Below are 22,006 nucleotides of genomic sequence, written 5' to 3' on the forward strand. Positions count from 1 at the left end.
TCTTTCACTCTCCTTTTCTTATGGCAATCTGCCAAAACACATAAAATGTTGCTGCCAGTATGCTGTACCGATATTGGAATAATGGATCGGATCCCCACAATGGATCATCATGTTATTTCCCACATAGATACCCACATGGCTTGCTCCTGGCGTACTGTACGTTCCCTGGAAAAAGATCAGATCCCCCGGCTTTGCATCTCCCGGAGAAACAAACGTACAACTGTTTCGCAATCCCTCTGCGGTCTGCCTTCCCAGATTCCATCCGTTTCCACAATGATTGATCACATAGGATATAAATCCGGAACAGTCAAATCCAGAAGGAGAATATCCTCCCCATACATACGGGACTCCCAGATATTTCTCAGCTTCCCGGATCATTCGGGCAAATTCTTCATCCTGTAATGCTTCCGGCGGTATCTCATAACTCATTCCGTCCGAACCGGAGCCTGTGGAGATATTTCCTATATCCCACAAGTAATTTCTGTTTCCATAGGTGGTATTCAAAGCATTGTATAGGATCATCTGTTCCTCATTCAGATTGGCTCTTGCGACTGCGTCAAATCCTGTATTCCCTAAGGTTACATACAAGATCTTTTTCGTTGTTGTATTCGTTACCGTCACTTCATTGCTTCCGTTACTATCCGCAATAGACGCTTCCCAGGTCTTATGACCATGTGCGGATGCTGCGCTATGATTATCATAGTAAACATCGAACTGCACCCCATATCTTGCAAAGGCTCCCGTATCCTCTACGGTATATTCCACGCCATTCATCACAATCTTTGTTCCCATCGGAACAAATGGATCAGAAGCATCTACCGCAATCGTATGGTTTGCGGTTGGATAAACGCCACTCGCTGTAGGACCGCCTGACCATTGTCCACAACAGATGGAACAATTACAGTAACCGCTGGTAACTACGTTTCCTAAGGATTCCCCTACCCGTACCGTCTTCGTTTCTGTCACGGTTTCTGTTTTGCTTTCTGTATCCAAGCTGTACTGTGCTTCAAATAAAGCCTGTAATTCATCCTTGATATCTTCAAATTTCCAATCCCCATATTTTGCTGTCAGATAGGAGATTAGATGATACGGATTATGAGCGATCTCGCCTACGTTGTACTGGTATTCATCATAGTCCGGATGGGTAGTTTCCATCTCATTGATCTGCTGGTTCAAAGCCGTTTCCAAAGAAACATAGTAGTTCTCAGCCGCATAGATATCTTCATCTGTTCCCGGATATGTGGTGATCTTGATCACAGAGCCGCCCCCTTGTATGGAAGCGCTGCAGCTTCCCAAAGATACTGCTACGATCAGAAATAAAAGCACAAAAATACCGGCGCTGAAAAATACAGCCCGATTCCGCTTTACAATCTCTTTTAATACGATCTTCGCTTTCACGGTTATATTCTCAACGCCGGCAACAGTTGCCGCCCCGCCTGCACTGCCTGCAGATTTCCCTTTTCTGGCAGCCCGATAGGCATCCTTATATCGTTTTCTCTGGAAAAAGCGGTTCAGAACCCTTTTCTTCTCTTCCGACTTTTTGGCCGTTTCCTCCGCCCCTGCTTTCCCCATGCTGTCACTCATACCAAATTTTAACTTTTCTCCGGTTTCATCCAGATGATATCCTCTCCGGTTTGCTTTTACATCTGCACGCTGACTCCGAATCTGTGCATATCGCAGACCTCTTATCGCTGTTTCGGTCCCTCTTTCTGCAAGCCGGACTGTCTCTGACGAAACATTCTGTTCCTCTTCTTCCTGATCCGATACTCCTTTTGAAATTGCATCCCTTACCGCATACCTGCCAATGGTTCTGCCCGGTTTCATCCCTGAGCCTTTTACCATCTGATTTTCCTCATCATCAAAGCATAACCTTCCGTATTTTTTCTGCTCTTTTCTCATCTGTTTCTGGATCTGCTTTTTCCGGATCTTTTTCTTCTGTCCGGTCAATGAATCATCTTCCGGTATCTTCGCATGTTCCCGAAACTTTTTCTTGTATTTGGGGGATTCTCCAAATACGTTTTTCTCCCCAAATTCCTCTCCGTTTAACACGTATTCTTCTAAAATAGATTCCTCGGATACTGCTTCTTTTCGCAAAGAGGATTTTCGGATCTGCTTTTTTTGCAGATTCCGTTCCTCGCCTTGTCCATCTGACAGCTTGTCTTTTTTCTTTTCCCGGTCAAAAACAAAGTCCTGTTTCATTTCCGGCGGTCTGCCCCGGCTTTTATGGCTGATATCTTTTACGGAACCATCTGCCAGATTTTCTTCCGTCAGACCGTCTCTTGTCATTTTACTTACAACTTTCTCTCTTCCTTTCAGTTCTTTCCCTGCCAAGACTTCCGCCTCCTTCCTTTTCTCTTTGTTCCACTTCTTCAGGCTTTGTTGTCATCAGAGAATATAACTTCAGGGACTTATCAAACTTATCCTTAAACGGAATGATCGTTGTCCCATAAAAGAGAAGTCCTTCTCCTTCCCCGGAATTCGTAACATAAGACAACTGATACGGTGAGATATTTAATTGTTTTGCCAGAATCTGCCGGTCACCTGCAGCCTGATTTAACATCAAAATAAAGTCACTGTTTTCAAAAATATTTTCAATCTCCCGGCTGGAAAGGAGGTCCTTTATATTCTGCGTAATTCCAGTCGGGATTCCGCCCCACTTCCTAAACCTCTTGAAGATCTCTACCGAATAAGATGCCGTCTGCTCTTCTTTCAGAAGGAGATGGAATTCATCGATATAGTACCAGGTAGATTTTACGCCACGGTTGACAGTCACCCGGTTCCACACCTGATCCTGTATAATCAGCATTCCAAGTTTTTTTAACTGCTTTCCGAGCTCCTTGATATCAAAGCAGATAATCCTGTTATTCAGCTCTACATTCGTCTGGTGATTAAACACTTTCAAAGATCCGTTGACGTAGATTTCCAGAGCTGTGGCAATCCTCTGTGCCTGAGGTTCTTTCTGTTTGCGGAGACAATCATACAGATCTCCAAGGATCGGCATATTTTCCGGTTTCGGATCAGAAAAATAGTTCTGATATACAAGCGGAAGGCATCGGTCAATGACAGACTTTTCTTCCGCTTCAATTCCATCCCGGCTTCCCATGATCAATTCACAAAGGGATAAAATAAAGTCAGATTTTACTCCCAGCGGATTATCATCCTCAGAATAATTCATGTTGATATCCATCGGATTGATGTAATCCTTACTGTTTGGAGAAATATGGATGACCTGTCCTCCCAAAGCATGAACCAATGGATAATACTCACCTTCCGGATCTCCAATGATAATGTCATCATTGGTCGTAAAAAATACGTTTGTCATTTCCCTTTTTGCTGCAAAGGATTTTCCTGATCCGGGCGTACCGAGGATCAGACCATTAGGGTTTTTCGACTTCTTTCTATCTACCATAATCAGGTTATTGCTGGTAGCGTTCAGTCCATAATACAAAGAATCGCCGCCCATAAATAATTCCTGCGTGGTAAATGGTACAAAAATCGCTGTACTGGTCGTTGTCAGCGCTCTTTTTATCGGAATATGGCTGACTCCAAGGGGAAGGCTGCTCATCAAGCCTTCTTCCTGCTGATAATCCAAACGCTTTAACATACAGTTATATTTCTGTGCAATACCGGCTGTCTGAAAAATCGCATTATCCAATTCCTGCTTGCTTTTTGCGGTATTTAAAAAGAGCGCTGTTACAAGGAACATACGCTCATTTCGTGACTGCAGATCTTCCAAAAGCCGTTTTGCTTCCCCTCCATAGGTATTCAGATCCGACGGAATGATATCCATATCGTACCCTGCTCTTACTGCCTTTTTCTGCTCTTCAATTTTCATTCTGTTGATATCCGTTACTTTACTTTTTACCAGCTTGATCGCCTTCATCTGATCCACAGACTGAATATGCAGATTTACGATCAAGTCCTTATCAATATCCAAAAACTCTGCCAGCATCTTGTCTGTCAGCTCCGGAGCAAGGATCTGTAAATAAGAAACCGCCCCCATCGTATTTCCCATCTGGAATGTCTTCCCTTCCATAAAGACAAAACTGGTAGGCGCTACATAATCTTTTGTATTTAAACCAGTTTTGATCATAGAACCATAATCAAACTGGAAATCCACCGTAGAATCCGGATTAAAGGTTTCATACAAAATCCGTAATCGTTCTTCCCCATTCAGAGGATACGCCATCACACCAAGGATCTTAAAGTTATTCAGGATATCGGATTCGATACGCTCCAGCTTCGGTTTTGCTTCCCGGATATTTTCCGCTTCAATGGAAAAGGTGATGTATTTCGTTTTCACCAAACCATTGTTTCCTCTTGCAAGCTGTTTTTTCAGCATGTTGGCATATTCCATACGGATATCATCATAAGCATCTCCCTGTGGACTGATCTTGATCACCTGCTCAAACTCCTTCATGCTGCTCTTATGATTGATAAAACTGAGCTGAAAATGGATGCTGCTGTCAAAATAATTCAGGAAATCACACCAGTTTTCAAAGATCGCATTCTTATCTTCATTCTGCGCTAACTGATAGTTGATATCGTAAAACCGGATACATTTGGAATAGATATTTCCCTGCACCCGGCAAATACCATCCCTTCCCATTTCTTTATAGGCAATGGTCTGTTGAACGGTAAGTTTCTTTACATCCTTCTTTCCATTCGTCTTTTTATTTGAGGCTCTTTTTCTTTTTCTTACCACCGCTTTTTCCCCCTTTCCTTTCTTCTTTTTTCAAAGTTTCCTGATCTTCTCCATCCGGATCCAATTCATAATAGTTTTCAGTTTCATATTTTCTGACAGATGGCCGGATAAATTTTACCCGGATCACATGCATCAATACATCTTCCAGATGCATTCCATCTTTCTCATACATGGCAAACAAAAAGGCCGGCAGCATCATAAGTACCATAAGGACTGCAGCATTATTGATCCCAATTGCATTTCTAAAGAGAAAATAACAGGGAATTCCCATAGCTGCTCCAATACTAATACAGATCAGTTGCCTTTTCGTAAGATTAAATGCCACTTTATTCTTTACTTTTGTTAAATCTTTCGGCACACTCACATACGCCATGTGTTTCACTTCCTTTCTTTTTAATGTGCATTAAAGACTGACTTACTGAGTGATCCTGTCTTGAACAGACTGAAACATAAGATCACTGTATATGCCATTACACCAAATAATGAGGAACTCAGATTATCTGAAAACTGGATGCCTGCCACTAATACTGCATAAATCGCAACACATACCATCATCAGAAATGCCTGAAATGCCAGGGCAAAGAGTCCTCTGAAATAATTCGTTCCGATCTGTCCCCACTCTCTGTTGCTCATCGTTGCGAATGGGATCGGTGCAACTGAGGTATAAAGGTAAATTTCTATCATACGGACATACAAGATAACCGTGATCAGTACAGACATGATCTTCATACAGAAACTTACGAGCAAAGTTTCCAATGCCAATATCACAAGTTCTCCGATCTCCATGCTTTCCAATGTAGCCGATAAATCTGTGATCGCAGAGCTGATATCAATGGATGTATCTCCGGAAACCAGCCCTGCCGCCGAGTTTACGACGCTTTGTCCTACATCAAAGACTGCCATCGTGATGGTAAACGTATTGCTTACCAGATAAACGGCGATCCACATTTTTACAAAATACTTAAAAAACATCCATGTATCAATATCATGCATATTATTTCGCTCTGTCAGCATGGAGATCAGTTCATAACACAGTACAAAGGTTATGATGATACCTGCAATCGGCATGATGACTGAATTTGACAGTCCTTCGATCATACTAAAGATACTGCCATTCCATCCTTGTGGCGTCTGTCCAACCTGGCCCGCAATCTCACTTGTCTTCTGATTGACATCCGTAAACATGCGGTCCAGGTTAGAATTGATCATACCTGTTAAAAGTTCCCTCATCCACTCCTCAATCGCATCAAAAATTTGATTGAACATGGATCTCTACTCCTTTCCTTTAACCAAATAATCCACTCAAAAGCGGAATCAACTGTGTACCGATCAGGATCACACCACCGCCACTCATAAGCTGCTTAATTCCCTGTGATTTTGCACCCGGATTATCATTTCCGTAACCTTCCATCAGGTTGATGACTCCCCAGACACCAAGACCTGCACCAATCGCTACGACTAATGTCTGTAAGATTGTAATTGCACTTCCAAAAAATCCCATATTCTTTTCTGAATAAACGCTGTTTCTATGGTCTGTCAGCGTTTCCTCTCTCCTTTCCCTATTATTCAGACCTCTTTTTTACCTGTTTTATTTGCAAGGTGATCTTATTTTTATCTTCACTTCCTTCTCCTTTCTGCCTGATCATCAGGACTTTTTCTTAAAAAAACGCAAAAAAAGAGCACATAGATGGATATCTACATGCTCTAACACTTTTTATTTAATTTTTAATACTACACTTCAATTTGACAATCCATGTGAATAATAGTTTCCACATTCAAGAAAAAATTGCCTTGAAAATAGCACTATAATTATGAGTTCCTATTTTTAAATTTGCTGATAATTGTAGTTATACCAACTGTAATAAAAGAAATCAAACCACTAAACACGCATAAAAATCCAATTGGGACAAGAAAGAAATTCTCATGCAGCACCCCTTGTGCATCAATATACTCTACCGACAGTCCCTTCACAAGAAGCAGTATAATTCCAATTAAAATCAAGAAACTGCCTATAATCGAGCACACCATATTATACTTGGCTCTTCTGGTTTCACTTCCATCTTTGATTACTTTTTCTGTCATGTTGTTCATTTCATTTTCTCCTTTAATCAAATAATCCAGAGATATTTGAAACACATCAGACATCAAAATAAGCATTCCTATATCTGGAAGATTTTTGTTATTCTCCCAGTTTGAAACAGCTTGTCTACTCACATTCAGTTTCATAGCAAATTGTTCTTGTGTCAATTTTTCTTTTTGACGAATGCTTTTAATTTGTTCTCCAAAATCCATGTATTTCACCTCCGTGTTTCCAGTCTATAATTCAACCAAGTTTTTTTCAAGAAAGTGCCTCTTGCATATCAAAAAAACAGACGCAAGAACCTCTTGCATTCCTATATTGAGGCTAATATTCCCTTCTCCAACATTTAAATTTCCCATTTTATCTATTTCCTTTTTTTTACTGATATATCTTCCAGCAAAACTATAAAAGCACAAAACATTATTAACCAAAAATTAGGGTACATTGCCATTTCACCTTCACAACTTGAAATTTAGTTCAATTCAAATTTGTTTTTATAAAAGAATATCACATTTCTAACCCAAAAGATACTCTTTTTAGTTTACTTCTTCCTCTATCACTTCTTTCACATCCTCTTCTGTTACATTTACTTCATACATCTCAAACTCTGTATTCTGAGAAAAGACCAGTTTATGCTCCAGATATTTTTCCACATCAAACGCATTCCTTTTATCCGCATCCGACAATTCCTTATATCTCTTATGCTTTGTGATATCATATTTGTTACTAAGAAATGGCCGTACGCCTCGAAGCTGTAAGATACATTTATTTCCATCCATTACAGCCAGTTCATCCCGGCTCATCAATTCTTTCCCTGTCTTCTGATAATTCAAACCATAGGACTGGCTTGTTCCTCTGGTATCAGAGGTATTGTAAAGATCGATGGTCTCTTTTCCCAGTGTTTCCGAGATTTCCTTTAACGTGGAACTTTCTTTTCCTCCAAGAAATAATACGGTATCGCAATTCCCCGTGATGGTTTCAGCAGCATCCTTATAAATGGTTTTTAACTGACTCTGCGACTGTAAAATAATAGAGGCGGAGATCTCACGGCTTCGAATCGTTGCGATCAGTTTATCAAATTTCGGGATCTGACCAATATTACTGAACTCATCCAGCAGTAATCGCACATGGTACGGAAGTCTTCCACCATGCTCATCATCTGCTTTATCACAGAGCAGATTAAAAAGCTGTGTGTACATGATCGCCACCACAAAGTTGAAAGTATCATCAGTATCACTGATAATGACAAACATTGCTGTCTTCTGATCCCCGATCATATCCAGCTCCATCTCATCATAGGACATAATCTCCCGAAGTTCCTGGATATCAAATGGAGCAAGTCTGGCGCCGCAGGAAATAAGGATCGACTTTGCTGTTTTCCCGGCAGCCAGCTTATATTTTCGATATTGCCTGACTGCAAAGTGTTCCGGATTATCTGCCTCTAATTCTTCAAACAGTTCATCTACCGCATTCTTAAATTCTTCATCTTCCTCTCTCGTCTCACTGGCATTGAAGAATTCCAGAAGAGTAGAAAAGTTCTGCTCTTCTTCCGGAGCTTCATACCAGATATAGCCGATCAGGGCAGAGTACAGAAGACGTTCCGCTTTCACCCAGAAATCCTCCGTAGATTTTTCTCCTTCCCCTTTCGTATTTGCTATGATGGTATTTACCAATTTTAAGATATCTTTTTCACTGCGAATGTAATGGAATGGATTATAGTGCATGGACTTTTTAAAATTGATCGTATTCAGCACCTTGATCCGATAGCCGCCATTTACCAGCATCTTTCCGCATTCTACAATGATCGTTCCCTTTGGATCTGTCACCACATAGGATACATGATCTGTCATCTGCATCAGATTGGGTTTGACGTAAAATCTAGTTTTACCGGATCCTGAACCACCAATTACAATAACATTTTTGTTTCTGGCATATTTTGGAGCCTTTGGCCTGCTGTTCATCGTAAGCCGTTCTGTTTCGGTCAGAATGATGTTATTTTCAAACTCCGGATCTTCAAATGGCTCGATATCCTTCCGGTTTCCCCATCTGGCCGATCCATACTCTTCTCCATGACGGAACTTCTTCGCATTCTTCGCTTTATAATACAAGATCAACCGAAAGATAAGGGCGGTCACCAATCCTCCTAACAGATCTTGCATATGAAAGCTTGGAAGCCAATTCGTAAATGCCAGTTGGAAATGCATCAGCATCACACCGATTTTCTCAATCATACTGTCACCAATACAATGGCGGTATAGCCAAAAACATTTATCTGCAAGATAGAAGATGATCAGATACGGAATGCTTAATATCACCACTCTCTTCATCTGGATATTCTGCATCTTTTCCCGGATCATCGTTCCTGCCCTCTGACTTTCTGCTTCGTTTTGACTCTCTGACGATGTTTTGCTTTCCTCTCCTGTGTCTTCTGTAGTTTCTTTCGGACAGAAGATTTTTTCTTTTTAGACTGATTCAGCTCTACGCCTGCATATTCTTTAAAAGCAGCCGTCATCACGTCCACATCTTTCGATTTAAAAAATACCAGATACAATGGCGGTTCCACATAGGAATCCTTTTTCAGACTATAATCAATCCCATATTTCCGGGCTACCCGGTCAAAAGACTTGATATTTTGATCCGTGATCTGGATATTCGTTAGCTGTGCTCCCTGTGCGATCAGTTGTTTTATGGTCTGCTTTCCATGAGGCTTTTTCATCTCCTGTCTTTTTCTTTCTTTTTCTCTGCCCTTTTCCTGTGCTTTTCCCGTTTTGACAGCCTGTTTCACCTGTACCCGCTTCTGTTTCTGTCTGCTCATTCCATCCAGAAATTTTCTCATAGATGCCTTTAGCACGCCGGTACTCATCCGGGTTGTCTGGACACAAAGAGCTATGATTTTTTCATTCACTTCATCCTGCAATTAACCACTCCCTTTCTTCCCTTGATCCTTTGGGGGAAGCAAATAATAACACTGCTTCTCGATGCAGCTCTTTTTTCCCCCTCCCCACCAATAGCAATATTTACAAGACCAGGGTTTTTCTTCACTGTATTTTCTCCCCGGCATTGCTGCATTTGGTTCTACGATCAGATTCTTATCTCTTGTCCTGTCCATCCTCATGTTCCTCCTAAAAAAAGCGTTCACAGATTCCCTCAGGTTTCCATGAACGCTTTCCCTTACATTATTTCTTCTTTATTTTTCTTCCAAGGACTACCACTCCACTTAAGCTCATTCCAAGCACGATCAGCCATAACAGCAAGTTGGTGTTATCCCCAGTCTTTGGAGCATCTTTAGAAGGTTTTCCCCCTTCCGGAGTACTTTCTTTTGGTTTTTCCTCATCTACCATAACAACCTTCTGCACCTCAACGGTATCTTTTACTTCAAATTCCACATCCTTTGCAACCAGATAACCTTCCGGTGCCGTTTCTTCCCTGAGCGTGTACTTTCCGATCGGAAGCATCTCTATATAATGTGCCTCTTCTGTAGATGTCCAGCTTTCTACCACTTTTCCATCTTCATCTAAGATCGTAAGCTTTGCACCTGGAAGTTCTTTTCCTGCGATATCCTGTTTAGAGATCAACACTTTTGTCACATCATCTTTCATTTCCTGTTTCTGGATTTCTGCAGTATTTTCTACTGTAAAGGTAATGCTCTCAGCAGTTACATATCCATCTGCCGGTTTTGTTTCTGTCATCGTATAGGATTTTCCAACGGTCAGTTCCTTAATCACATGGGCTTTCTCTGTAGATACCCACTCATCGATTACATTTCCGTCTTCATCTGTCACCTTCAGATGAGCCCCCGGAAGTTCTTTTCCTGTGGTAAGGTCTGTTTTCGTAAGTTCTACCGTTGTCGGCTCATTTTCAAAAACAAACTCATAGGAAACCTCAGCTTCTTCTGGTTTTCCATACTCAAAAGTGAATTCCTTTTCTTCATTCGATGTCACAAAACCATCCGGTGCATAGATTTCTTTTACGATATAGGTCCCATCCACTGGAAGATCTGCTTTGAAAAGGATCTGTCCATTTTCATCCGTTGTTTTCTGCTCGATCAACGTTCCGGCTTCCATCAGGACTTTTCCATCTCTGCCTTTGATATCTTCTTTTGTAAATAAGCCGAAGATCGCACCTTCCAGCATACGTTCTGTTTCCTTTTCTTTTTTAAGGACCGTTACTTTTATCTTCTGACGGTTGTTCTGCCATTCTTCATCAAAAGTAACCACCGGTGTATCCTGGTCACGATAGGTCAGATCCACAAATCTAGGCTCTCCATCCAGTACAAAACCATGTGCCGTTTTCACTTCCTTCACATAATATTTTCCTACCGGAAGGTCTTCCATTTTTGCGATCCCCTTCTCATCGGTTGTGATCGTGCCTACCAGCTCATCTTTCTTATAATGATCTGCACTTACGCCATCCGCAGCCTTGATATCTTCTGCAGCATAGACTTCAAAGGTGACTTCACTTAAGTTTCCTGTGATATATTCAAAGAAATGTTCTACCGTTCCTTTCACATTATCCAGAAGAGTGATCTTCTCTAAAAATTCTCCCTTTTTGTTGATGATCAGAAGCCCTTTTGGAACCTCATCCTTCATTTCCACTTTCTGTACTTCGGCAGTATCTTTGACCGTAAATGTCACATCCGTTGCTTTCAGATAACCGTATGGAGCAAACTCTTCATGAAGGGTATAGGTTTCTCCGACAACCAGACTCTTGATCACATGTGGCTTATCCTTTTCAGATGTCCATTCATCGATCACATTTCCATCTTTATCCATGACCTTCAATCTTGCGCCCTCCAGCTCTACGCCTGTGGTCAGATCAGACTTTGTGAACTCTGCTGTAGTCGGTTCATTCTTCTTTACGGCCTGTAAGGAAACAATCTTTGTCTCCTGTCCCTGATACTCTGCAACAAATTCCAGCACCTCATCCGAAGAAACAAAACCTTCCGGCGCTTTTAATTCTTTTACATAGTATTCTCCAAATGGAAGATCCAGGGTGCATGTTGCCATACCGTTCTCATCGGATGTCATTTCCTGTAATAAGGTATCTGCTTTCACAAGAACTTTTCCATTTGCCCGGATATCTTTCTTGTTATAGATGCCAAACACAGCCCCGGATAATACCTGTCCATTTTCTGTATCCTGTTTTTCTACGGAAATAGCGACTTTCTGTCTGTCATTTCCTACGATTGCTTCTGCTTCAACGATCGGTGTATCCTGATCCTGATAAGTTAATGCAACCTTTACCGGCTCCGGATTTAATACAAATCCTTCCGGTGCCTTTGTTTCCACTACATAGTATCTTCCAAGCGGCAGATCCTTTGCTACAGCTTTTCCACTTTCTCCCGTTGTGATCGTTGTCACAAGCGTATCCTTTGCATAAAATACGATACGGTTTCCATCTGCATCTTTCTGATGATCCGGAGTGCAGATATCCTCTGCCGCACGCACTTCAAATTCCGCCCCGGAAAGGTACTGTTCTTTATAGATAAAGTCGTTCTCAAAATCGGAAAGCATCTCACCTTTCTTATACACAACAATATTTCCCTTTACCGGCTGATCTTCATAGGAAACTTCAATGATCACATCTCCACTTACTCCATCTACTTCATAGGCAGTATCCGAATCCACGGTGATCTCTACATAGTTTTTGTTCACAACATATCCATCCGGTGCTGTAACTTCTTCAATACGATAGTGCCCGATCTCTAAGTTTTTCGGTAAGATCAGGTATCCCTGGCTATCCGTAAAGAAAGATTTATGGACTGTGACCGTAGGATAGGTTGTTACCTGTTCCACATATTTCTTATGATCCAGATCATAAATTTTAAATTCTGTGCCGGCTACTAACACCGGTTTCTTTGTTTCATCATCTTTTTTGATGATCTTTAACTTTGCGGAAAATTCTTTGTCTAACAGCACCTTCCAAACCTGCGGTTTATCCGGATTGTTTTCACGGATGGTAATCTCAAAATCCTCTACCGGTTTATAGTTATGAGGCGTGGTTGTTTCTCGTACAATATACGTTCCGTATGGAAGCGGAATACTGCACGCATACCCTTTCTCATCTGTGAACATTTCCGTTTTACCATCTGCTGTAAGGATGACTGGCTCTGCATGGGAAAAATCATAACTTCCATCTTCTTTTTTCTCTAGGCTGCTCTTTAAGTAAGCGCTGAAACCTGCCCCTTTTAACAGATCTGCATCCGTTTCTCCATTGTTCGCAGCTTTTATGATCTGGAACGGCTGTTTCATAACAAGTTCTGTTGATTTCATAGTACGTTCTATCGTTGGAACTGTGCCACCTTCATAAGAACATTCCACATCATGCTCTGTCTCGTCTAACAGATATCCTTCCGGCGCCTGGATCTCTTTTACAAAATATTTTCCAAGATACAGGTCTTTTACCACAGCATCTCCCTTCTGATCTACTTTTAAGGTAGATACAAGATCACCGGCTTTATGGAGAATTTCTGTTGTTCCATCCGGATGTACAATGTTTTCTCTCGCATAAAGGCCATACACCGCACCTTCTAAAGTCGCATCTCCTTGTGGATTTGCTCCTGTTTGTGCATCTTCTTTGATCAGATGGATCTTTGCATAAGTACGTTCATTCAGAACATTCTTTGTACTTGTTTTACCGATATTGACATCTACCGGATAAACAGTTGGATCTGCCTGATAATTTGCCGGTGGCTGGATCTCTTTTACATACACAACATCCTGTGTTTTTTCGATAGCCACCTTTGAAGCTCCATTCTTATCCGTCTCCGGCATCTGCGTGATCAGGTCAGAACACGCCTTATCACGATAAACTCCATAAATGGCTCCTGCCAGATGGTTCCCGGTATCTTTATCATTCTTTACAATGGAAATCTCCGCCTGCTTTGTCCATGTAACATTCAGGCTTACTTTATTTGTTGTTTCCACGCCTTCCCCAAAGATAAAGGCAAGATCTTGGGTATTGGAATTCGTTGTCAGCTTATACGCAGAATAATCTTTTTTCAGACCGCCTGTCATAGTGGAAGCGAACACTTCTGCGGTATCTTCTGCCTGTGTCAGAGGTGCTGAAAGATAAAACTTTGTGCCTCCCTGGATCGTTACCTTTGCTCCCGGTGTACTGGTGCTTCCTGTACTCACGTTGTGAAAACGCACTCCGGATGGAAGACTGATCGTCACACTCTGCTGTCCTGCAGCATGAAATATGATCTCCTTTGTTCTCTGCACATTTCCTTCCACGTAGGCTTTTACATTCCCATCGGAAAATGACATGGATACATCCGGAATCTCTGGTTTCTTCACGCAATAGTTATAAACATCCATTGCTAATTCCTGTCCTGTTGCATTGGTTCCATAGAACGCATCACTACTGCCATAAGCATAAGCAGCCGCCATATGGACAAGGATAAATCTCTTTCCAGCCGAAAAATCGCTGTGCTTGTTCGCAAAATAACTTTCTGCACCTGCCGCATCGGTACCGTAATAGCAGACCTTTGCAAGAGCCTGATTATCAGCCAGCTTTGTGATGGTATAGGTACTGGAACCCGGACCTGGCTTTGCCGGCTGGATACAATAAGCAGTTGCTCTTACACTTCCATAAGAAATATAATACGGCTCTGTAAGATATGTTCCAAGCCCATAGTCTGCATATCGGTATATTGGACCTTTTTCAATAGTTACCTGCTGAGATCCTACACCTGCATCTCTTGCCGCTGTCGCTGAAAAAGTCGCAACTTCTCCGGTTTCCATAGCCTCAAAATCCACTCCCTGATTTGCAGCCTGTTCCATTACATCATGTAATGCTAATCCCGATCCTTCATCAAAGGTATCCTTCTCTGTCATCTGTTCTACCAAAGCATCAAAAGCAGCATTTCCTTCTGATACATCCGGTGTCTCTGCTGGAACTTCTAAAGGCTTCTCTGAATCTGTATCATCTTCTTCCGTCTCTTTTGTTTCGGATTGTTCTGCATCTGCTGAAGGACTTTCACTCTCTTTTTCTATTTCCTTTACGACCACATTTCTGCTGATCTGATAGTTCGGATGTTCCTGATTGACCGGTTCTACATGATAAACAGTTTTATAGGTATCTGCATGGGATGTTGTAAAATCCTCTCCCTGCTCATTCTTTGCTTCTTCAAAAGTAATCTTTACTTTTGCCGCGTCCTTGATCTCTAACCCTGTAAAATCTGTTTTTACATCAAAACTTGTTCCCACTTCCACCCGATGATCCTTTGCCAAAACAATTTCATCTTCATCTAGCTGGTTTTGTACCTCTTCCAGAAGAGGGAGTTTTCTTTCTTTCGGAAGCTCCGCAGCATAACTGCTGATTGGTGATAACACCGTAGATAAAAGAGTGACCGCTGTCAGCAATCCAGATACAACCCGCTTTGCTTTTTGTTTCACTTTCATGTTCTTAAATCCTTCCTTTCTTCTGAATCTTATTTATCCGTTATACTTGTTCATTGTTTTCCATTATTCTTTCCTGAAAATAATCCCCTCCTTTCCTGGTTTTGTGCTATTTGGGACAGTCAGCACTTTGCCGAGATAACAGCACAAATATATGGCGGTATCTGCCTTTTCAAACAAACACCGCCATATGATTTCTACTGTCATCCTCTTTTCGATTCAGACAATTCATTTTTTAAGATTTAAGCGTTTTCCTGTTCTCTTCCCCGGATCCGTTCCTGTTTTAGATTCCATATCTCCAAAACGTTTTTTCTGTCAGGACACGCATAATGCACATTCAAGGCAGGTATCACTCCAGGCAGGCTATTCTCTTTTCAAGGTACATGAAGTGTTTCTTACAAACGTCTTCATATAACGAAAGGAAAACGGCCTGTTTTACAGGGTGCTTTTTAAATTTTTTTAATTTTCTTCTTTATCTGCATGTTTTTTCATGACAGAAAGTGCTCTTTGCATCATTTCACAAACACTCTGCTGTCTGATCCCAAGATAGTCCGCAATCTTCTCTTGATTCATTTCTTCAAAGTAAAATAACTGGATGATTTCTTTCTGTCTGGCAGTCAGACAACCTAAGAAATCGCGGACCATCTCTTTTTCAATATACTGGTCGAGAAAATCTGAAGCTGGATCTAGCAGTAAGATCCTGTCATCCGCATAATCGCTATACGAAACGAGTCTATGGTTTGATGCCACCTTAGTCTGATTTATTTCCATACGATCCGTTGCTTCCATTAACAAACGAATATACCAATTTTCGTTGTCAAAAAATTCTTCGTTCATAATGCTTCGATCTTCCTTCACATCCATGTATTGATAATCTTTACAGGAATGGAGTGGAAAGATGGTTTTCTTTCCGTTTTCCCTGTATAACACATACCCATTTGCGTAAACGGTAATATCACATTCCCCACTCAGAATTTCCTTTACTACAATCTCTTCTTTTTCTAACGCCTTTTCAGAAGGGACTCTCTTTGTCATACCTGCCACTTTTACTACTTTCTTTAATTCTTTTAATGTCAACATATGGACCACCTTTCTGCCTTACGGCTACGGGTGATCCATGAACTCTATAAAAATCTCATCACAATTAGCCACGAACTCACCCGTTTTTTTTGAACGGGAGCCCGCAGCTCCTATGTAATTACCTCCTTCGGCTATATCATACAAAATTCCGTATCATCTCTGATTTTTGCACACGAAACTTTGCCCTCTATATATAGAAAGGAAAAAGCCCTGTTTTACAGGTTAAAAACTCAACTTTTTTTAAATTTTTGAGAAAACAAAAAAAGCCGACAAAACAAATGCTTCCACAGACACAGAATGAAATATCATCCTGCATTGTATCTGCAAATGTTTTGCCGGGCTCTTCATGATTCCAGTCAGGTTCAGCTCCTTGACAAACTCTTGCTATCAGGTGCAGCCTTGATGGTTCCAGCCAAATCCGCCGCTTATCCTAATAGCTCATTTTATTTAGTTTCCTTTCGGGAATTCATCACTTTTTGAGAATATACCCGCATTCTTTCTTTCAGTTTTTCGTCTTTGATGTGCAAAGGCCGTACTGAAACAATATCATCTTTTACTAAAATCTCCAAAGTACTTCTACATTTCTTGCACTCTACTTCTGAATCGCAATGTGCGCTTTTTTCAATAAATGCTCCGCATACAGAGCAATGTACATGCCATCTGATAGCATCTGATCCCATAGGCTTCCTCCTTTAAGCAATAATAAAAAATTCCATTTTATTACTCAACGGATCAAAGGGAAATCAAATCCGCCTTATGAGCATCATGTTGTCCATTCCGTAAGTGCCAAAGCTGCACGAACAGCATGATCATCAAATCCCAGACCTGCTTTGTTGATCTGGCGCATCCATCCTTATTCTCTCCGGATTCCCACTCACCCAGGATACTAAGAATTTCTGCCGATTGTATTTAACAAGGTAATTCCAATTCTTCAAATATATCTCCGGATAACTCACAAAGATCCGGGATCAAAATGATCGTATCATCAATCCGTAAATGAATGGATGGATCAAAAAATTCAACGGTTCCGCAAATCGTATGATACTGGCCTGCCGGTTTCATTTCCCGGCTTTCTTTAAAATAGGTTGCCTGTATCTTCATTCCAACAGAAACCATCTGTAGCTTCCTATCCAATCCACATTTTTGTTCTTCGGATAACATCTTCCTTTGTTCATAAAGTATTTCCTGTTTCCGTACGATCTCTTCAAATCCCCGAAGTGCTGCAAAAGGGGCAAATTGCTTCGCTCTGTGCTGCACATCCATAGGATATCTTTTGGAAACCGGTCTCGGAATATATAAATATTTCTGATAAGCCTTTGCCAGCATACTTTCACCTCCTACGCACGATGTCCCCCAACCTGATTATTTCTTTCCCGATAGGTAGAACATTCCAACAGATTGGATCCCCGCATGATCGCATTTTTTCCATAACGCTTTTTCACCTGTAATACTACTTCCTGCAGATGTCTTTCCTTTTCTGCTTTTATGGAATCCTGGAAAAGAGTATATTGCTGATAGCCTTCCGGCGTTATCTTATTTGCAATAATCTCTATCCGTCTGATTCCGGTATGTGGATCTGCAATCTTTCGATAAAGCGTTTCTACTGTATCGATTATTTCCCTGGAACGATTGGTACGATTCGGAAACCTTACGGTTCCTTTCGATGACTCCCTCTCAAAACGATGATCGTAAGCGATCCACAAGGTTACAGAATTCGTTACCAGTCCCTTTTCCACCAGATCCAGAACCAGTACATCTGTCATTTCTCTTACAACAACAGCAGCTTCTTCAAATGTGTAATTTCTCATCAATACCTGTCCATTGGAAAGACTATGCTCTTCTGTATGATAATTTTTTATATCACTCATTTTACAGGACTCACAGCCCCATGCATGATCGATCAATAGTTCTGCATCGATCCCAAACATTTTATACAGCCAGTCTTCCGACTGGATAGAGGCAAGTGCGATATCCCCCATTGTTTGGATTCCATATCCGGCTAATTTTCTCTCTGTTCTGGAACCAATACGCCAGAAATCACTCAATGGTTTATGTTCCCATAACTGTTCCCGGTAAGAGATCTCATCCAGGATCCCGATATGATCGTCTATATGTTTTGCCACAATATCCATTGCGATCTTTGCAAGATACAGATTAGTTCCAATTCCTGCTGTTGCTGTAATTCCGGTTTCTTCCATGACCGTATCCATCAGTTTTTGTGCCATTTCTTTCGCTGTAAGGTGATACAGGGAAAGGTATCTTGTGACATCCATAAAGCACTCATCCACACTGTAAACATGGATATCTTCTTTTGCCACATAGTTTAAATAAATCCCGTATATCCTTGCCGAATACTCCATATAGAGCTGCATCCTCGGTTTTGCTACAATATATTCGATATGATCCGGTATCTCATGGATCCTGCAACGGTTACGGATCCCCAGCTTTTTCATAGCCGGCGTGATAGCAAGGCAAATGGTGGATATCGATCGGTCCGGATCTGCAACAACCAGATTGGTAGTAAACGGATCCAATCCTCTTTCCACACACTCAACAGAAGCATAAAAAGATTTCAGATCAATACAGAGGAATGTTTCCTTCTGTTTCAAATCAATCACCTCCCATAAGTTGCCTATCTTTCTCTTTCCCCTAAGCAATCAGATCTCATCCCAACTCTTTTTCACACGATAGAGATCGTTCCAAAATAGGCAATTTTCAGTAAATCCATTGACAAGAAGGGAAATATCATTTATATTATAGGCAAGTAGTTGCCGTTCTGTTGTGATTCACATTATAGGCAATCATTCGCCTCTTGTCAAGAGGCAACTTGTTGATTATAGGAAATTTGTTTCCTATCCCGTTTCAGCATCATACATAGGGATCCTGAAACGCCAATTAGAAAGTAGGTATTATTATGACATTCGGTGAAAAAGTGAAAAATTTAAGAAAGAACAAAGGACTCAACCAAACCCAATTAGCCGATGCTGTCGGTGTCTCCCTTCGGACTGTTCGGGGATGGGAAATTGAAGGCCGTTATCCAAAGAAGCATGACCTTTACCAGAAACTTGCAGACATTTTAAGCTGCGATATCTCCTATCTCATGACAGAAGAAGAGGCTTTTATCACAGAAGCATCTGAACAATTTGGAAACCGTGGAGCAAAACAGGCTCAGCAGATCTTAGAACAGGCCGCTGCAATGTTCGCCGGCGGGGAACTTTCTGATGAAGACAAAACAGCCTTTATGGATGAGATCCAGTCTTTATATCTGGATTCCAAGAGACGTGCAAAGAAATTTACACCAAAGAAATATTTAGATGCCAAATAGATGGGGTGATTATTGGACAGCCTATAGGATATAGTTTTATTGTCAGAAGTAACATTACCCTCTTCTGTTTGATTCATACACGAGGTGATATATTTGGGGAATTCATATATTTACAACAAAGTAGAAAAACTTGTAAAAAAGTTCAAGACCAGGGATCCTTTTGAAATACTGGAAGAAATGAATGTGATCGTTGGAGAAACAGACCGCTACGAAAAATTAAAAGGATACTGTTTCATGAGCTGCCAGACCATTTATGTTATGGTAAGCAGTTTTCTATCTGAGGAAGAGAAAAAGATCGTTGCCGCCCACGAACTCGGTCACATCATTCTGCATCGCTCTCAGCTCAAAATGGCGCCGATGAAAGATGATGTCTTATATAACATGAGGGATAATACGGAATACGAAGCAAACCTTTTCGCTGCAGATCTTATCCTGGATGATAAAGAAATCGCAGACCTGTCAAAGAACGAAGATCTGAACTATTTCGGGCTCTGTAGCTGCTTAAATTCCAGTCCGGAACTCATGAGCTTCAAGTTATACAGTCTGATCAAGCGCGGTCAGAACTACAATATGCCGCTGGAAATACAGAGCAACTTTCTGGCCAAATAAAATTTGCCCGTTCCATACAACCGAACGGGCTTTTCTTGTATCCATATGTGAAGATTCTATTATTTCAGTTCTCCATGCTTATTTTCAAATTCCATGATTGCCTGACGTATTAAATATGGCACTTCTCCATTGATCGAACGCCCTTCAAATTCTGCCAGGCTTTTCAGTTTTTTATGCGTTTCAGCATCAATCCGTAATCCTAAATGCTTCTCTTTCTCCATGATCATTCTCTCCATCTCTATAAGTACATATTAAGTTCATATTTCAAGTTCATTTTAAGTACAAATAATGGTAGAATGTTTTAAATGGACTTATTTTAAGTACACTATATTTTTTCACGGAGGAATTCAATCATGCATGAAAAAAGAAAAAAATATTATCATATCCGGAAAGATTTATTCTGGTGCACCATCCTATTAGCTGTATCCTTTCTCATCGGTTATGCGATACATCAACATCACGGTATTTTTCTAACACATTCCCTGAAAGCAGACGCCCAAAAAGAACGGATAGAAATAACCTTTGACGATCTACAATCAAACCTGAAAGATATTTCTACATGCTATTTATGTGGAAGTTCTGATTATAGTATGATGGACTATTATCGAAAATTTGATACGGTTGGACTGATTTCCCTCAATGACTGGTACGTCTTAGATTTCCAACTAAAAGCATATGATGAAAACGGAAATGAAATACCAAATAAAACCGGTTCGAATATACTATTTGGAAACACCGGCGAAATCACGTATTCCTCTCATGGAGATGTTTACAGAGGAATGGCTGAGATAGATATCACTTTACCGGAAAACTATAAATTGAACAAAAGAAATCTAACGGATCATCTCTGCCAAAGTTGCCTTGATAAAGTTGCCGCTTCCTTAGAATATTGGAAATATGAAAATGAAAAGAAAGAACCGATCCCTCTGTGTTTGGTTGATTTTAAAACCCTTGATATCTATTCCTTACAAGATTATTACCGATCAATTTTCATCCGGGATTATTATGTAGAAATGGATTTTAAAGACAATTCTGTAGAAACAAAAGCCTTTTATCTGCCAGAAAGATAAAAATTATGATATACTGAAAAAAACGACAAATTGGAATTTGAGGAGGAAAGTGTATGGGATTTTTAGGCTATCAAAAAGATGAAATCCGAGAATATAATGACAAAAGATGTTGTGGTTTGTGGTTTATCATTATTGGTGTAATTATTATAATTTCTGCTATCTTTGGCGGAGAGAAAAAAATACACCCTATTATATTTACTGTAGGTTTTATTGTTGGATTTTATTTATCTGTAATAAACAAAAAAGTGGTAACAAAATTATCCTATGGGAAATCGTCGAAATTTCAAAATAATATGGCTATTTTTTCTATAGCTATTTTGTTTCCACTCATGTTTGTTTTAGCAGGTTCATTTTTTCCAATGCAGAATTGGAGAATGATTTGGCTAATGACTTTTCTTGCTGTTGGAATTCATTTTATACCATTCTATTTTGTTCATGGTATTTCAATGATAGGGATTGCAATTTTATGTTCTGCTAATGCTATAATAGGAATATTTCTTCCAATAATTCCATTCATTGTTTTAGCATTTATTGACGGACTGATTAAAATTGGTTTTGGAATATATCTTTTATTTTTTTCAAAGCCTACAAAAAGTCGATGAGTTGGAAAAATCCCAGTTTGTATGTGCATTGACGATTATCTTGAATTTAGGAGATGTTTAGTGAAAACAGTTTGGCTTCACAAATATTTTACTTTCTCTTGATAGTTATTTTTGCTCTGCTATATTATAATGG

18 protein-coding genes are annotated in these 22,006 nt (G+C 40.4%); 4 read left to right on the forward strand and 14 right to left on the reverse strand.

What is annotated here, in order from left to right; translation table 11 throughout:
• Positions 1-18: 18 nt before the first annotated feature.
• From ACESPO_RS12770 to ACESPO_RS12830, 13 genes are all read right to left on the reverse strand, one after another.
• Positions 19-2,286: a C40 family peptidase gene (locus tag ACESPO_RS12770; RefSeq protein ID WP_499788974.1), complete on the reverse strand. Its 2,268-nt coding sequence runs from the start codon at positions 2,284-2,286 to the stop codon at positions 19-21.
• A gap of 1 nt (position 2,287) precedes the next feature.
• The gene (locus ACESPO_RS12775; protein ID WP_499788957.1) at positions 2,288-4,705 is read right to left on the reverse strand and encodes a VirB4-like conjugal transfer ATPase, CD1110 family; all 2,418 of its coding nucleotides are present in this window, start codon (positions 4,703-4,705) and stop codon (positions 2,288-2,290) included.
• A complete protein-coding gene (locus ACESPO_RS12780; RefSeq protein ID WP_499788958.1) occupies positions 4,674-5,078 on the reverse strand; it encodes a PrgI family protein in 405 nt (134 codons plus the stop codon). Before ACESPO_RS12780 ends, ACESPO_RS12775 begins: the two co-directional genes overlap by 32 nt.
• Positions 5,079-5,098: 20 nt before the next feature.
• Positions 5,099-5,971 (reverse strand): VirB6/TrbL-like conjugal transfer protein, CD1112 family, encoded by an 873-nt coding sequence (locus ACESPO_RS12785; protein ID WP_499788959.1) that lies wholly within the window; start codon positions 5,969-5,971, stop codon positions 5,099-5,101.
• Between the two features lie 19 nt (positions 5,972-5,990).
• Positions 5,991-6,206 carry a Maff2 family mobile element protein gene (locus tag ACESPO_RS12790; RefSeq protein ID WP_009268903.1) on the reverse strand — a complete coding sequence of 72 codons (216 nt, stop codon included), beginning with the start codon at positions 6,204-6,206 and terminating at the stop codon, positions 5,991-5,993.
• Positions 6,207-6,514: 308 nt separating this feature from the next.
• Positions 6,515-6,997: a helix-turn-helix domain-containing protein gene (locus tag ACESPO_RS12795; protein WP_270196293.1), complete on the reverse strand. Its 483-nt coding sequence runs from the start codon at positions 6,995-6,997 to the stop codon at positions 6,515-6,517.
• 324 nt (positions 6,998-7,321) lie between these two features.
• Positions 7,322-9,142 carry a VirD4-like conjugal transfer protein, CD1115 family gene (locus ACESPO_RS12800; RefSeq protein ID WP_499788960.1) on the reverse strand — a complete coding sequence of 607 codons (1,821 nt, stop codon included), beginning with the start codon at positions 9,140-9,142 and terminating at the stop codon, positions 7,322-7,324.
• The gene (locus ACESPO_RS12805; protein WP_499788961.1) at positions 9,139-9,702 is read right to left on the reverse strand and encodes a PcfB family protein; all 564 of its coding nucleotides are present in this window, start codon (positions 9,700-9,702) and stop codon (positions 9,139-9,141) included. The genes ACESPO_RS12800 and ACESPO_RS12805 overlap by 4 nt, the downstream gene beginning before the upstream one ends.
• On the reverse strand, positions 9,703-9,894 hold the full coding sequence (locus tag ACESPO_RS12810; RefSeq protein WP_499788962.1) for a hypothetical protein: 192 nt from the start codon (positions 9,892-9,894) through the stop codon (positions 9,703-9,705).
• 67 nt (positions 9,895-9,961) lie between these two features.
• On the reverse strand, positions 9,962-15,190 hold the full coding sequence (locus ACESPO_RS12815; RefSeq protein ID WP_499788963.1) for a SpaA isopeptide-forming pilin-related protein: 5,229 nt from the start codon (positions 15,188-15,190) through the stop codon (positions 9,962-9,964).
• Between the two features lie 456 nt (positions 15,191-15,646).
• Entirely contained in the window at positions 15,647-16,267 is a 621-nt protein-coding gene (locus ACESPO_RS12820) for a sigma-70 family RNA polymerase sigma factor (protein WP_117468619.1), read from the reverse strand.
• Positions 16,268-17,176: 909 nt separating this feature from the next.
• Positions 17,177-17,593, reverse strand: coding sequence for a hypothetical protein (locus ACESPO_RS12825; protein ID WP_054704938.1), 417 nt, complete (start codon positions 17,591-17,593; stop codon positions 17,177-17,179).
• An 11-nt stretch (positions 17,594-17,604) separates the two neighbouring features.
• The gene (locus ACESPO_RS12830) at positions 17,605-18,876 is read right to left on the reverse strand and encodes a Y-family DNA polymerase (RefSeq protein ID WP_499788964.1); all 1,272 of its coding nucleotides are present in this window, start codon (positions 18,874-18,876) and stop codon (positions 17,605-17,607) included.
• A gap of 305 nt (positions 18,877-19,181) precedes the next feature.
• On the opposite strand from ACESPO_RS12830, the gene ACESPO_RS12835 reads away from it, so the two are divergent.
• On the forward strand, positions 19,182-19,592 hold the full coding sequence (locus ACESPO_RS12835) for a helix-turn-helix domain-containing protein (protein ID WP_009263234.1): 411 nt from the start codon (positions 19,182-19,184) through the stop codon (positions 19,590-19,592).
• Positions 19,593-19,685: 93 nt separating this feature from the next.
• Positions 19,686-20,201 carry an ImmA/IrrE family metallo-endopeptidase gene (locus ACESPO_RS12840; RefSeq protein WP_009263235.1) on the forward strand — a complete coding sequence of 172 codons (516 nt, stop codon included), beginning with the start codon at positions 19,686-19,688 and terminating at the stop codon, positions 20,199-20,201.
• A 59-nt stretch (positions 20,202-20,260) separates the two neighbouring features.
• Here ACESPO_RS12840 and ACESPO_RS12845 read toward each other — a convergent pair whose 3' ends face one another.
• Positions 20,261-20,422 (reverse strand): type II toxin-antitoxin system antitoxin, encoded by a 162-nt coding sequence (locus tag ACESPO_RS12845; RefSeq protein ID WP_499788965.1) that lies wholly within the window; start codon positions 20,420-20,422, stop codon positions 20,261-20,263.
• Between the two features lie 132 nt (positions 20,423-20,554).
• Here ACESPO_RS12845 and ACESPO_RS12850 point away from each other — a divergent pair, with 132 nt between their 5' ends.
• Positions 20,555-21,271, forward strand: coding sequence for a hypothetical protein (locus ACESPO_RS12850; RefSeq protein ID WP_499788966.1), 717 nt, complete (start codon positions 20,555-20,557; stop codon positions 21,269-21,271).
• 53 nt (positions 21,272-21,324) lie between these two features.
• Positions 21,325-21,873, forward strand: coding sequence for a DUF6609 family protein (locus tag ACESPO_RS12855; protein WP_499788967.1), 549 nt, complete (start codon positions 21,325-21,327; stop codon positions 21,871-21,873).
• Positions 21,874-22,006 lie beyond the last annotated feature (133 nt).

Source organism: Coprococcus sp. HPP0074 (genome assembly GCF_964238105.1).
Lineage (GTDB): Bacteria > Bacillota > Clostridia > Lachnospirales > Lachnospiraceae > Faecalimonas > Faecalimonas umbilicata.

Coding starts and splice junctions, on each gene's coding strand:
- ACESPO_RS12785 (WP_499788959.1), bottom strand. CDS start 5,971: ATGTTCAATCAAATTTTTGATGCGATTGAGGAGTGGATGAGGGAACTT.
- ACESPO_RS12825 (WP_054704938.1), bottom strand. CDS start 17,593: ATGCTGGCAAAGGCTTATCAGAAATATTTATATATTCCGAGACCGGTT.
- ACESPO_RS12835 (WP_009263234.1), top strand. CDS start 19,182: ATGACATTCGGTGAAAAAGTGAAAAATTTAAGAAAGAACAAAGGACTC.
- ACESPO_RS12850 (WP_499788966.1), top strand. CDS start 20,555: ATGCATGAAAAAAGAAAAAAATATTATCATATCCGGAAAGATTTATTC.
- ACESPO_RS12845 (WP_499788965.1), bottom strand. CDS start 20,422: ATGGAGAAAGAGAAGCATTTAGGATTACGGATTGATGCTGAAACGCAT.
- ACESPO_RS12795 (WP_270196293.1), bottom strand. CDS start 6,997: ATGGATTTTGGAGAACAAATTAAAAGCATTCGTCAAAAAGAAAAATTG.
- ACESPO_RS12800 (WP_499788960.1), bottom strand. CDS start 9,142: ATGATCCGGGAAAAGATGCAGAATATCCAGATGAAGAGAGTGGTGATA.
- ACESPO_RS12820 (WP_117468619.1), bottom strand. CDS start 16,267: ATGTTGACATTAAAAGAATTAAAGAAAGTAGTAAAAGTGGCAGGTATG.
- ACESPO_RS12780 (WP_499788958.1), bottom strand. CDS start 5,078: ATGGCGTATGTGAGTGTGCCGAAAGATTTAACAAAAGTAAAGAATAAA.
- ACESPO_RS12790 (WP_009268903.1), bottom strand. CDS start 6,206: ATGGGATTTTTTGGAAGTGCAATTACAATCTTACAGACATTAGTCGTA.
- ACESPO_RS12770 (WP_499788974.1), bottom strand. CDS start 2,286: ATGACAAGAGACGGTCTGACGGAAGAAAATCTGGCAGATGGTTCCGTA.
- ACESPO_RS12810 (WP_499788962.1), bottom strand. CDS start 9,894: ATGGACAGGACAAGAGATAAGAATCTGATCGTAGAACCAAATGCAGCA.
- ACESPO_RS12855 (WP_499788967.1), top strand. CDS start 21,325: ATGGGATTTTTAGGCTATCAAAAAGATGAAATCCGAGAATATAATGAC.
- ACESPO_RS12815 (WP_499788963.1), bottom strand. CDS start 15,190: ATGAAAGTGAAACAAAAAGCAAAGCGGGTTGTATCTGGATTGCTGACA.